Source organism: Amycolatopsis mongoliensis (assembly GCF_030285665.1).
Classification (GTDB): domain Bacteria; phylum Actinomycetota; class Actinomycetes; order Mycobacteriales; family Pseudonocardiaceae; genus Amycolatopsis; species Amycolatopsis mongoliensis.
In genome coordinates this window covers 3,429,580-3,442,267 of the sequence record NZ_CP127295.1, presented here as the reverse complement: position 1 = coordinate 3,442,267, position 12,688 = coordinate 3,429,580, and the positions used below count along the sequence as shown (strand labels likewise).

Below are 12,688 nucleotides of genomic sequence, written 5' to 3'. Positions count from 1 at the left end.
CTCGGGTCACGTCAATAACACGCGGGTAACGTTTTGTGCCTAAGTTTAAGTAATAAAAGAACTGGCGGTCTGGACCTGTTGAGGGCACTACTCCTTGCGACGCAAGGGTTTCAGCCGGTCCGGCCACCCGTCGCGAGCAGCTGCGCGATGGGCAGGGTGGCCGCGCCGAGTGCGACCGCCTCGGGCCCGAGCCTGCCGAGGACGACCTCGGTGCGCTCGGCCAGGTAGTCGAGCGCGTGCCGGCTCACCGCGTCGCGCACGGCGGGCAGGATCGCCGGTCCCATGATCGCCCCCGCGGAGCCGGACAGCACCACCCGGTCCGGGCTGAGCAGGTTGATCAGGTTCGCGATGCCGATCCCGAGGTATTCGGCGGCCTCGGCGAGCACGTCGGCGGCCGGGCCCTCGACGGCCGCCTCGGCGACGATGTGCACCAGTTCGGCATCGCTTTCGTCCCCGATGACCGGTTCTTTGCCGACGAGGTCGGCGTAGTGGCGGACGACCGCCTCGGTGCCGACGTAGGCCTCCAGGCAACCGTGCGAGCCGCACCGGCAGGCGGCCCCGCCCGCCTTGACGACGGTGTGGCCCCACTCGCTGGTCGTGATGTCCGGGTGCGAGCGCCCGGCCGTCGCGACGGCGGCCCCGACCCCGACGCCCAGCAGGGCGACGATGGCGCGTTCGGCGCCCCGGCCGGCGCCGCGCCAGGTTTCGGCCTGGCCGAGGGTGCGGGCGCGGTTGTCCAGGTGGACCGGCATGGGGCCGCGCTCGGCGCCGAGCGTGAACAGCGCGTCGACGTGGGGGCGGATCAGGTCGGCGAAGGCCACGCCGCGCCAGCCGAGGGTGGGCGCGTGCACGATCCCGCCGTCGCGGACCGCGCCGGGCACGCCGATGCCGACGCCGAACACCGCGTCCGGTTCGCCGCCTTCGAGCACTTCCGCGATGCCTGTTCGCACCAAACCGGCCACTTCGTCCGGATCCAGCCGGGTACCGACGAGCGGGTGACGCACCGTCCCGAGCGTCCCGAGCGCGCAGTCGAACAGGCCGACCTCGACGTGCGTCTCGCCGACGTCGACGCCCACGACGTGCCCGAAGTCCGGCCGCACGGCCAGCAGTGTCCGGGGCCGTCCCCCGTCGGATTCGACCGACCCGGCCTCCGCGACGACGCCGTCGGCGATGAGCTCGGAGACGACGTTGGTAACGGTGGCGGCCGACAAACCCGATTCAGCTACCAGTTCCAGTCTGCTGACGGGGCCGCGGAGGTAGAGGGAGGAGAGGAGCGCCGCGCGATTGTGCCGCCGGAGGTCTCTGGTCGTTTGGCGCACCACCTGGGTCACGTCCGGGATTGTGCCAGAGACCGGCCGTGCGACCATGGGTTCGGGACTTAGTTCACTACTTAATACATAGCCACAACTTGCGGTGATCAGGCATTCTGTCCGTGAGCCGGTAAGAGTTCAGATGGGTTGCCCATGGCGAGCAAGCGCACCACCGTCCGTGACCTGCGGAGGCACAACCGTTCCCTCCTGCTGTCGAAACTGTACTTCGACGGCCCGCTGTCGCGGCACGAACTCAGCCAGCTCACCGGACTGAGCGCGGCCACGGTCAGCAACGTGACCGCCGAACTGGGCGAAGAACGGCTCATCACGGAGGCGGGACAGGTCGAGTCCGACGGCGGCCGGCCGCGCGTGCTGCTGCGCGTCGACCCGGCGTACGGGCACGTCGCAGGCGTCGACATCGGGGAAACGGGCGTCAAGGTCGAGCTGTTCGACCTGGCGATGAACCGCCTCGCGACGGTCGAGCACCCCCTGCCGAAGGCCCCGGACCCGGCGACGGCGGTCGAGCAGGTGACGTCCGGGCTGCGGGAGGTGTTCGCGAGCGCGGGCATCGACGACTCGGCGGTGCTGGGCGTCGGCATCGGCGTGCCGGGCACGGTCGAGCAGGGTTCGCGGGTGCTGGTGCACGCGCCGACGGTCGGCTGGGACGCGGTGCCGCTCGTTTCGCTGCTGCACGACGCCGGCGTGACGCTTCCCCTGTTCGTCGACAACGGCGCGAAGACGCAGGGCCAGGCGGAGATGTGGTTCGGCGCGGGCCGCGGGGCGAAGCACGCGGTGATCGCGCTGATCGGCTCGGGCGTGGGGGCGGCGGTGGTGACGGACGGAACGACGTACCGGGGTTCGACCAGCAGCGCGGGCGAGTGGGGCCACACCACGATCGCCTACGGCGGGCAGGACTGCCGCTGCGGCGCGCGCGGGTGCCTGGAGGCGTACATCGGGGCGGGCGGGGTGCTGGCCCGGTACCGCCGGGTGCGCGGCAAGGACGTCCCGGGCGAGGACGAGCAGGCCCAGTTCGCGGCGCTGCTGGAGGCGGCCCCGAAGTCCAAGACGGCGGCCCGCGTGCTCGACGAGACGGCGGGGTACCTCGGCGCGGGGATCGCGAACCTGATCAACCTGTTCAACCCGGAGCGCATCGTGATCGGCGGCTGGGCCGGGCTGGCGCTGGGCGAGCAGCTGCTGCCCCGCATCCGCGAAGCGGCGGGCGAGCACGCGTTGCGGCACCCGTTCAGCCAGACGTCGATCCAGCTGGGGTCACTGGGCCTGGACGCGGTGGCGACGGGAGCGGCGACCCTGCCGGTGGCGGATCTGCTCGACCAGGGAGCGACTTCGAGGATCGCGAAGCCGGGCGCCCCGGACTCCGACGCAGCGTGAGCCATTTGCGTCCCTCGAACCAGGCGTAGCGGAGCACCACGCCAGACACGGAAGCGGCCGGCGTCCCAGGCGGCGGTGCCGCTTGCCGTCGGCCAGCCGGCATCCCGGCCGGCGGTGCCGGCTTGCCGTCGGCCATGACGTGCCCCTCGCTTCGCCCCCACGGCCCCGAGCAGAGCCCGCCCTCCCAGGGGGTCCATCCCCGCTCCAGCGTATCGGTGCCGCCCGACAAAACCCGGGCAAAGCCCGCACCAGGCACCCCACCTGTCCACAACTCGCCAAGCCTGTGGAGAGAGCCCGTGCCCCACTGAGCGGGAACCGGCTCGACCAGCACTCCAGCAGCTCCACCCGTCACCCACCCACCCTTAATTCGGGTTGAAAAAAAATGACCGGCCGACGGTTGCCCGGCTTGTCTGGACCATGCATACTTTGTTGCCAAGCACAACAAAGCACCGAAGACCCGCCGCCGCTGGCATCCACCCCGCCCGGACCGCGAGCGTCGGCGCAACGGTCGCGCCTGCCGCCGCCCCGGCATGCGAGGCCACCTCCCCCTCCCGCGTTCCGTGCTGCGCGCGGAACGCCGGTCCCCCCGGTGAGAGAGGCGACAAAGATGTCCACCTCGTTCCGCAAAACCAGAAAGAGAACAGCGGCGCTCCTGGCCGCCTGCTCCCTGCTGCTGCTCGGCCAGCAGGTCCTGGCGCCGTCCCCCGCGATGGCCGCCGCCACCTTCACCGACGACTTCAACGGCCCTGCGGGCGCTGCCGTCGACGGGTCGAAGTGGCAGCTCGAAACCGGCGACAACGTCAACAACCACGAGCGGCAGTACTACACCTCCGGCACCAACAACGCCCAGCTCGACGGCCAGGGCCACCTGGTCATCACCGCCAAGAAGGAAAACCCCGGCAACTACAACTGCTGGTACGGCCGCTGCGAGTACACCTCCGCGCGGATGAACACCGCCGGCAAGTTCAGCCAGGCCTACGGTCACTTCGAGACGCGCATGAAGCTCCCGCGCGGGCAGGGCATGTGGCCGGCGTTCTGGATGCTCGGCGGCGGCAACTGGCCGACCGACGGCGAAATCGACGTCATGGAGAACGTCGGGTTCGAGCCGAACACCGTGCACGGCACCATCCACGGCCCCGGCTACTCCGGTTCCGGCGGCATCGGCGCGGCCTACAACGGCCCGAACTTCTCCGACGACTTCCACACCTACGCCGTCGACTGGTCGCCCAACCAGATCAAGTGGTACGTCGACGGGAACCTCTACCAGACCCGCACGCCGGCCGACCTGAACGGCAACCGCTGGGTCTACGACCACAACTTCTTCATCATCCTCAACCTCGCCGTCGGCGGGTACTGGCCCGGCGACCCCAACAGCAGCACGCAGTTCCCGCAGCAGCTGGTCGTCGACTACGTCCACGTCACCAACGACACCGGCGGCGGCACCCCGAGCGGGCGCACCGGGCGGATCACCGGCATCGGCGGCAAGTGCGTCGACGTCGCCGGCGCGAACACCGCCAACGGCACGCCCATCCAGATCACCGACTGCAACAACAACGCGGCGCAGAACTGGACCATCGGCACCGACGGCACGATCCGCGCCCTCGGCAAGTGCATGGACGTCAACGCCGCCGGCACCGCCGACGGGACACCGGTGCAGCTCTACGACTGCAACGGAACCGGCGCCCAGCAATGGGTCGTGACCGGGGCGAAGGACATCGTGAACCCCAACGCGAACAAGTGCCTCGACGCCACCGGCAATTCCAGTGCGAACGGCACCCGGCTGCAGATCTGGACCTGCGGCGGCGGCGCCAACCAGAAGTGGACCACTCCCTGATCCACCACCTCGGGTAGGCGGGCCCCGCCCGGCCCGCCTACCCGGCACTATTTCCTTCCCCCACAAGGAGAATTCCAGTGCGACGATTTCTCGTCGCGCTAATGGGGTGTGCCCTGTTAGCGCTTTCCTTCCTCACCACCGGCTCCGCCCAAGCCGCCGTCGAGGCAGGTCCGTCCGCGAGCCAGCTGCTCGCGAAGACGCAGAACTGCCAGCAGATCTCGAACGGCAGATATTCCTTCGACGAAGGCGGCGCGGCCACCGTGCCCGTCTGCCAGGCCAACGGCGCGGTGTTCTTCACGGCCGACATGGACATCGACTGCGACGGTGTCCGGACGACCCAGTGCAACGAGCAGACCGACTGCTGCTTCTACCCCGACACCGCCTTCCACACCTCGACCGACCAGCCGCTCAACGCGGCACAACTGCCGTACATCGTCCTGCCGCAGCCGACGTCCACTTGGGACTACCGCAACCACGGCATCGACGGCGGTTCCGTCGTGGCGGTGATCTACAACAACCAGGTCACCTACGCCGTGGTCGGCGACACCGGCCCGACGAGCATCATCGGTGAGGCGTCCTACGCGACCGCGGTCAACCTCGGCATCAACCCCGACCCGTCCAACGGCGGCACCGAGGGCCCGGTGACCTACATCGTGTTCCCGAACACGCACGTCGACCCGATCGAGAACCACGCCAACGCCACCAGCCTCGGCGAGCAGGTCGCCACGCAGTTCGCCGGCGGCACCACCACGCCGCCCGCCGGAAACGCGGGGCGGATCACCGGCATCGGCGGCAAGTGCGTCGACGTCGCCGGCGCGAACAACGCCAACGGCACGGCCGTCCAGCTCTACGACTGCAACGGGTCCAGCGCCCAGCAGTGGACGGTCGGCACCGACGGCACGGTCCGCGCGCTCGGCAAGTGCCTCGACGTCACCAGCGCGGGCACGGCCAACGGCACGCCGATCCAGCTGTGGGACTGCAACGGCAGCGCCGCGCAGAAGTGGTCCGCGAACGGATCGCAGAACCTCGTGAACGCCGGCTCCGGCAAGTGCCTGGACGCGACCGGCGCCAGCTCCGCCAACGGGACCCGGCTCCAGATCTGGACCTGCGGGACCGGCGCGAACCAGAAGTGGACGCTCCCATGAGAAAACGCTCTCTTCTCTCCCTGCTCGGCGTGACCGCGGTCGCCGCCGCCACCTTCGCCGCGCCCGCGCAGGCCGCGGGCGAGACGGTCAACGTCTGGCTCACCACCACCAGCGACTCCGGCGGCCGGACGGTCACCCGCGGCCTCCAGCAGCAGACCCCGGTCACGTTCACCTCCGGCACCGGCACCGGCGGCGTGACGATCAATGTCAACGAAGGCACCACCTACCAGCAGTTCGAAGGCGGCGGAGCGTCCTTCACGGACACCGCGGCGTGGCTGATGAACTCCAGCGGCGCCCTGAGCCAGGCCACCCGCGACGACACGATGCGCAAGCTGTTCGACCCGAACAGCGGGATCGGGCTGAGCTTCATCCGCAACCCGCTCGGCGCGTCCGACCTGGCCCGCTACAGCTACACCTTCGACGACATGCCGGCCGGGCAGACCGACCCGAACCTGACGCACTTCTCGATCGCGCACGACCAGGCCGACGTGCTGCCGCTGACCAAGCAGGCCAAGCAGCTCAACCCCCAGGCCAAGGTGATGGCGTCGCCGTGGAGCGCGCCGCCGTGGATGAAGGACAACGACAGCTACCTGCTGGGCTGGGTCGAATCACAGTACTACCCGGCCTACGCGCAGTACTTCGTCAAGTACCTCCAGGCTTACCAGGCCGCGGGCGTGCCGATCGACTACGTCTCGATGCAGAACGAGCCGACGTGCTGCTCGAGCTACCCGTCGACCAACTGGAACGGCGCCGGGCTGGCGTACTTCGCGAAGAACAACCTGCTGCCGGCGCTGCAGGGTGCCGGACTGTCCACGAAGGTCCTCGCGCTCGACTGGAACTGGGACACCTACGCGTCCTACGGCGCGCCCACCCTGGACGACGCGGCGATCCGCACCCACCCGAACTTCGGGGGTGTGGCCTGGCACGGCTACGGCGGCGACATCGCGCAGCAGACGACGACGCACAACCAGTACCCGAACGTCAACGCCTACTCGACCGAGCACTCCGGCGGCACCTGGATCTCGAACCAGCAGGCCGAGGACATGAACAACATCGTCGACTACACGCGCAACTGGTCGAAGAGCGTCACCAAGTGGAGCCTCGCCGTCGACCAGAACATGGGCCCGCACAACGGCGGCTGCGGCACCTGCACCGGCCTGATCACCGTCCACAACGGAGACTCGCGCAGCGGGCAGGTCGACTACACCGTCGAGTACTACACGATGGGCCACCTGACGAAGTTCGTGAAGCCGGGCGCGTACCGGATCGACTCGAACGACAACTCGACCGTGCGCAACGTCGCCTGGAAGAACCCGGACGGCTCGAAGGCGCTCATCGCGTACAACTCCAGCACGGGCAACCAGAGCGTGCGCGTGAACTGGGGCACCTCCTCGTTCACCTACACCCTGCCCGGCCACACATCGGCGACGTTCACCTGGGCCGGCAACCAGGGCAACGGCGGCGGCACCGGCAAGACCGGCCCGATCACGGGGCTCGGCGGCAAGTGCATCGACGTCGCCGGCGCGAACAGCGCCAACGGCACCGCGGTCCAGCTCTACGACTGCAACGGCTCCAACGCCCAGCAGTGGACAGTCGGCACCGACGGCACGATCCGCGCGCTGGGCAAGTGCCTCGACGTCACCGGGCAGTCCACAGCGGACGGTGCGCAGCTGCAGCTCTGGGACTGCGGCGGGACGGCGAACCAGAGATGGGCGGCCACCGCGGCGAAGGACCTCGTCGGCGCTGGCTCGAACAAGTGCGCCGACGCCACCGGCAACTCGAGCGCGAACGGCACCCGGCTGCAGATCTGGACGTGCACCGGCGCCGCCAACCAGAAGTGGAACGTGCCCGCATGAAGAAACGAGCAGCATTCGGTGCCCTGATCGCCGCGTCGGCGGTGGTGCTCGCCCCGGGCACCGCGCAGGCGGCGACCGGGCCGATCACCGGCCTAGGCGGCAAGTGCGTCGACGTCAACGCCGCGAGCACCGCGAACGGCACGGCGATCCAGCTCTACGACTGCAACGGCTCCAACGCCCAGCAGTGGACAGTCGGGTCCGACGGTTCCCTGCAGGCGCTGGGCAAGTGCCTCGACGTCACCAGCGCGGGCACGGCGAACGGCACCACGATCCAGCTCTGGGACTGCAACGGCTCGAACGCCCAGAAGTGGACGGCCAACGCGGCGAAGAACCTGGTCAACACCGGGTCGGGCAAGTGTCTCGACGCCACCGGCAACTCGAGTGCGAACGGCACCCGGCTGCAGATCTGGACGTGCGCGAGCACGGCCAACCAGCAGTGGACGCTCCCGTCCGGCGGCACGACCCCGCCGCCCGGGCCGGGCGTCATGGCCGTCGCGCCGTACCTCTACAACGGCTGGGGCAACCCGCCGAGCCCGCAGACGATCCAGAACGCCACCGGCGTCAAGTGGTTCACGCTGGCGTTCATCCTGTCCAACGGCTACTGCAACCCGCAGTGGGACGGCGGCCGGGCGCTCACCGGCGGCGTCGACCAGAACACGATCAACGCGGTGCGCGCGGGCGGCGGCGACGTCATCCCGTCGTTCGGCGGCTACTCCGGCAACAAGCTGGAGTCGTCGTGCGGCAGCGCGGGCGAGCTGGCCGCGGGCTACCAGAAGGTGATCAGCGCCTACGGCCTCAAGGCGATCGACATCGACATCGAGGCCGACGCCTACAGCAACCCGACGGTGCAGCAGCGCACGGTCGACGCGCTGAAGACGGTCCGGGCGAACAACCCGGGCATCAAGCTGTACGTCACCTTCGGCACCGGCCAGTCGGGGCCGGACAACAGCCTGGTCAACCGGGCGGCGCAGGCCGGGCTGACGGTCGACGGCTGGGTCATCATGCCGTTCGACTTCGGCGGCGCCGGCCAGAACATGGGCACGCTCACGCAGCGCGCGGCCGAGGGCCTCAAGAACGTCGTCAAGTCGGCTTACGGCTATGACGACGACACGGCCTACCGGCACATGGGCATCTCGTCGATGAACGGCATCACCGACAACAGCGAGACGGTCACCCTGAACGACTTCACCACGATCCTGGCCTACGCGAACCAGCACCACCTGGCCCGGTTGACGTTCTGGTCGGCCAACCGCGACCGGCCCTGCCCGGGCGCCTACCCGAACGACGACACGTGTTCGGGCGTTTCCCAGCAGGCGTGGGACTTCACGAGGATCTTCGCCCGCTACGCCGGCTGACCCCGCCCCCGAAAGTCCGTGAATGGCACATTGAGGGACTCTAAGTCCCTCAATGTGCCATTCACGGCTTTTACGGGTCTGGGCTGCCGGACCGTGACACTGGGGAGGCCCCGGCCCGGCAGCGGGTGGGTTTCGCCTGCCGCTGGGGGTCTCCGGCGGCGAAACCGCCTTCGCAGGCTAGCGAGCCGAGGGCGGATTGGGGACCGTCAAAATGCCGGGGTGCCCGAACGGGCAGCCGTAGACTGACCGCCGTGCCCGAATCGACAGTGGACGACGTGCTGGCCGAGCTGGCCGCGCTCGAAGACCCGAAGGTCCGCGCCGTGAACGAGAACCACGGCGACGACCACGGCGTGAACCTGAGCAAGCTGCGCGCGGTCGCGAAACGGCTGAAGACGCAGCAGGACCTCGCACGCGGGCTGTGGGCCACCGACGACACGGCGGCGAAGCTCCTCGCGACGCTGATCTGCCGCCCGAAGGCGTTCGAGCGCGACGAGCTGGACGCCATGCTGCGGAGCGCGCGCACCCCCAAGGTGCACGACTGGCTCGTCAACTACGTCGTGAAGAAGAGCCCGCACGCCGAAGAGCTGCGCCGGAGCTGGTTCGCCGACCCGGACCCCGTGGTCGCGAGCGCCGGCTGGGCGCTGACCACCGAACGCGTGGCGAAGCACCCCGAGGACCTCGACGGCCTGCTCGACGTCATCGAGAAGGAGATGAAGGACGCGCCGGACCGCCTGCAGTGGGCGATGAACCACTGCCTGGCCCAGATCGGGATCGAGCACGCCGGCCACCGCGCCCGGGCCGTCGAAATCGGCGAACGCCTGGAAGTCCTCAAGGACTACCCGACGCCGCCGAACTGCACGTCGCCGTTCGCGCCGGTCTGGATCGCCGAGATGGTGCGCCGCCGGAAGTAGCTACTCCGCTGCGACGGCCGCCCGGGCCGCCTCGGCGCGGTCGGCGTACGCGCTGACCAGCTGGTCCTCGGCGTCCTCGAGGTACTTCATCAGCAGCTGCTCCGCGCCCGGCCCGTCGCCGGCCTCGATGCGGTCCAGGATCTCGTGGTTGCGCGGCAGGTAGCGCTCGTGGAAGCGGCGCGGCTCGGCCATGATGTGGAACACCAGCCGCAGCTCGGCGGTCAGCCGCCCGACCAGCTCGTTGACGCGCTCGCTGCCGGACAGCGCGGCCAGCTCCTGGTGGAACCACACGTTCGCGGTGCCGAGGTCCTTCCAGTTGCCGGTGCGGGCGGCCTCGTCACCGATGTCGACCTTCTCCTTGATCCGCGCGAAGGACGCTGGCTTCGCCGTCACCCCGCGGACCGCCGCGCACTCGATGATCTTGCGGACGCGGTAGATGTCGACGACGTCCTCGACGCTCGGGATCCGGACGAAGACCCCGCGGTTGAGCTCGTGGGCGAGCAGCCGTTCGTGCGTGAGCAGCCGGAACGCCTCGCGGAGCGTGTTGCGCGAGACGCCGAGCGCGTTGCCGATGTCCTGCTCGGACAGCCGGCCGCCGGGCAGGAAGAAGCCTTCCGCGATGCGCTTGCGCAGGACGCCGGCCACCCGCTCGGCCGTGCTCTTGCGGCTGACCAGGCCGCGGTCGGCCTCCAGGCCCGGGACGTCGCTGTCTTCGATGACCACGACACCGATGGTACCCAGCACACTGAGGACGATCCAATTGGCATCTTGTGGAATTGTTCAACAATCCCTACTGTGTGAGGCACGCCACGATGAGACACTGGCCAGGAGGTGCCCATGACTGCGACAACTGCTACCGAGGCCCGGCCGTTCGACTGGTTCCGCACGCTCGGAAAACGCGGGCGGCGCGCCTTCGTGGGCGCGTTCGGCGGCTATGGCCTGGATTCGTTCGACTACCAGACCCTGCCGCTCGGCCTGGCCGCGATCACCGCGTACTTCGGCATTTCGAGCGGCGAAGCCGGCCTGCTCGGCACGACGACGCTGGTCGTGTCGGCCATCGGCGGGGTCGGGGCCGGCATGCTGGCCGACCGGATCGGCCGCGTCCGCACGCTCCAGATCACCATCGCGATGTACACGATCTTCACGGTGCTCTGCGGCTTCGCGCCCAACTTCGAGACGCTGCTGGTCTTCCGCGCCCTGCAGGGCCTGGGCTTCGGCGGTGAGTGGGCGGCCGGTGCCGCGCTGGTCGCCGAGTACTCCTCGGCCCGCTACCGCGGCCGGACCGTGGCGTTCGTGCAGAGCGCGTGGGCGGTCGGCTGGGGCCTGTCGGTGATCGTCTACACCGTCGTGTTCAGCGTCGCGAGTGACGACGTGGCCTGGCGCATCATGTTCTGGACCGGTGTCATCCCCGCGCTGCTCGTGCTGTGGGTGCGCAAGAGCGTCAAGGACGCCCCGCGCGCCGAAGAACGCCTGAAGGCCGAACGCCCGAAGGGCACGCTCGTCCGGATCTTCAAGACCGACCTCCTGCGCACGACGTTCTTCGCCGCGCTGCTCGCCACCGGCGTCCAGGGCGGGTACTACACGATCTCGACGTGGCTGCCGTCCTACCTGAAGAAGACGCGTGAGCTGACCGTGATCGGCACCGGCGGGTACCTCGCGTTCCTCATCACCGGCGCCTTCGTCGGCTACGTCTGCGGCGGCTACCTCACGGACCTGATGGGGCGCAAGAAGACCTTCCTGACGTTCGCGCTGCTCTCGGCCGCGCTGATCGTCGCGTACACGCAGATCCCCAAGGGCGCCAACGGGCTCGTGCTGGTGCTGGGCTTCCCGCTCGGCTTCTCGATGTCCGCCATCTTCAGCGGCTTCGGCGCGTACCTCGCGGAGCTGTACCCGACGTCGCTGCGCGGGACGGGACAGGGCTTCACGTACAACTTCGGCCGTGCGGTGGGCGCCATCTTCCCGACCATCGTGGGCTTCCTCGGTGCCGGCGGCGCGATCGTGTTCGGCGCGCTCGGCTACGGCATCGCCGTGCTCGCGCTGCTCGGCCTTCCCGAGACCCGGGGTATCGAACTCGTCGACTGAGGGGGAACTCGTGACGACCTTTGACGAACCCGCGACGTTCACACCGGCGCAAGCGCGCGAAGTGTTCCGCCGCGGCACCGCTCGTCCCACCACGGGCTGGGCCAACGGCTTCACCCAAACCAACCTGATCGCCGTGCCCGAGGACTGGGCCTACGACGTCCTGCTGTTCTGCACCCGCAACCCGCAGCCGTGCCCGCTGCTCGACGTCACCGACCCCGGCGACCCGGCCACCCGGCTCGCCGAGGGTGCGGACCTGCGCACCGACCTGCCGCGCTACCGGATCTGGCAGAACGGCGTGCTGGCCGGCGAGGTGTCCGACGCGACCGGCCTGTGGCGCAGCGGCATGGTCGCCTTCTCGATCGGCTGCAGCTTCACGTTCGAGACGGCGCTGGCCGCCGAGGGCATCCCGCTGCGGCACGTCGAGCAGGGCCGCAACGTCGCGATGTACGTGACGAACCGGCAGTGCGAGCCCGCCGGGCGACTCTTCGGACCGATGGTCGTGTCGATGCGGCAGATCCCGGAGGACCGCGTCGACGACGCCGTCCGGATCACCCGCGCGATGCCGGCCGTGCACGGCGCGCCCGTGCACGTCGGCGATCCACGGGCACTGGGCATCGAGGACCTTTCCCGGCCGGACTTCGGCGATCCCGTGGCCGCGGAGCCGGGTGACGTCCCGGTCTTCTGGGCCTGCGGCGTCACGCCACAGGCGGCACTGATGGCGTCGAGGCCCCCGTTCGCGATCACCCACGCGCCGGGGTACATGTTCATCACCGACCGCCACGACAGCGAATACCGGATGGGTTGAG

General features: G+C 69.5%; 10 protein-coding genes. 8 read left to right on the top strand and 2 right to left on the bottom strand.

Features of this window, described 5'->3' with window-relative positions; translation table 11 throughout:
• Positions 1-110: 110 nt before the first annotated feature.
• Entirely contained in the window at positions 111-1,331 is a 1,221-nt protein-coding gene (locus QRX60_RS16845) for an ROK family transcriptional regulator (protein ID WP_286001714.1), read from the bottom strand.
• A gap of 132 nt (positions 1,332-1,463) precedes the next feature.
• Here QRX60_RS16845 and QRX60_RS16840 point away from each other — a divergent pair, with 132 nt between their 5' ends.
• From QRX60_RS16840 to QRX60_RS16815, 6 genes are all read left to right on the top strand, one after another.
• On the top strand, positions 1,464-2,699 hold the full coding sequence (locus QRX60_RS16840; protein ID WP_286001713.1) for an ROK family transcriptional regulator: 1,236 nt from the start codon (positions 1,464-1,466) through the stop codon (positions 2,697-2,699).
• Positions 2,700-3,306: 607 nt separating this feature from the next.
• A complete protein-coding gene (locus QRX60_RS16835) occupies positions 3,307-4,533 on the top strand; it encodes an RICIN domain-containing protein (protein ID WP_286001712.1) in 1,227 nt (408 codons plus the stop codon).
• Positions 4,534-4,610: 77 nt separating this feature from the next.
• Entirely contained in the window at positions 4,611-5,678 is a 1,068-nt protein-coding gene (locus tag QRX60_RS16830; RefSeq protein WP_286001711.1) for a ricin-type beta-trefoil lectin domain protein, read from the top strand.
• Entirely contained in the window at positions 5,675-7,534 is a 1,860-nt protein-coding gene (locus QRX60_RS16825) for a ricin-type beta-trefoil lectin domain protein (RefSeq protein WP_286001710.1), read from the top strand. The genes QRX60_RS16830 and QRX60_RS16825 overlap by 4 nt, the downstream gene beginning before the upstream one ends.
• Positions 7,531-8,889, top strand: a complete 1,359-nt coding sequence (locus QRX60_RS16820; protein WP_286001709.1) for a ricin-type beta-trefoil lectin domain protein — start codon at positions 7,531-7,533, stop codon at positions 8,887-8,889. Before QRX60_RS16825 ends, QRX60_RS16820 begins: the two co-directional genes overlap by 4 nt.
• Positions 8,890-9,140: 251 nt before the next feature.
• The gene (locus QRX60_RS16815) at positions 9,141-9,800 is read left to right on the top strand and encodes a DNA alkylation repair protein (protein WP_286001708.1); all 660 of its coding nucleotides are present in this window, start codon (positions 9,141-9,143) and stop codon (positions 9,798-9,800) included.
• Here the strand turns inward: QRX60_RS16815 and QRX60_RS16810 are convergent, their stop codons facing one another.
• On the bottom strand, positions 9,801-10,523 hold the full coding sequence (locus QRX60_RS16810; RefSeq protein ID WP_286001707.1) for a GntR family transcriptional regulator: 723 nt from the start codon (positions 10,521-10,523) through the stop codon (positions 9,801-9,803). It abuts the gene before it with no gap.
• A 114-nt stretch (positions 10,524-10,637) separates the two neighbouring features.
• On the opposite strand from QRX60_RS16810, the gene QRX60_RS16805 reads away from it, so the two are divergent.
• Both QRX60_RS16805 and QRX60_RS16800 read left to right on the top strand, forming a co-directional pair.
• The gene (locus tag QRX60_RS16805; RefSeq protein WP_286001706.1) at positions 10,638-11,882 is read left to right on the top strand and encodes an MFS transporter; all 1,245 of its coding nucleotides are present in this window, start codon (positions 10,638-10,640) and stop codon (positions 11,880-11,882) included.
• A gap of 10 nt (positions 11,883-11,892) precedes the next feature.
• Positions 11,893-12,687 (top strand): putative hydro-lyase, encoded by a 795-nt coding sequence (locus QRX60_RS16800; RefSeq protein WP_286001705.1) that lies wholly within the window; start codon positions 11,893-11,895, stop codon positions 12,685-12,687.
• Position 12,688: the final 1 nt, after the last annotated feature.

Coding starts and splice junctions, on each gene's coding strand:
- QRX60_RS16840 (WP_286001713.1), top strand. CDS start 1,464: ATGGCGAGCAAGCGCACCACCGTCCGTGACCTGCGGAGGCACAACCGT.
- QRX60_RS16835 (WP_286001712.1), top strand. CDS start 3,307: ATGTCCACCTCGTTCCGCAAAACCAGAAAGAGAACAGCGGCGCTCCTG.
- QRX60_RS16825 (WP_286001710.1), top strand. CDS start 5,675: ATGAGAAAACGCTCTCTTCTCTCCCTGCTCGGCGTGACCGCGGTCGCC.
- QRX60_RS16820 (WP_286001709.1), top strand. CDS start 7,531: ATGAAGAAACGAGCAGCATTCGGTGCCCTGATCGCCGCGTCGGCGGTG.
- QRX60_RS16805 (WP_286001706.1), top strand. CDS start 10,638: ATGACTGCGACAACTGCTACCGAGGCCCGGCCGTTCGACTGGTTCCGC.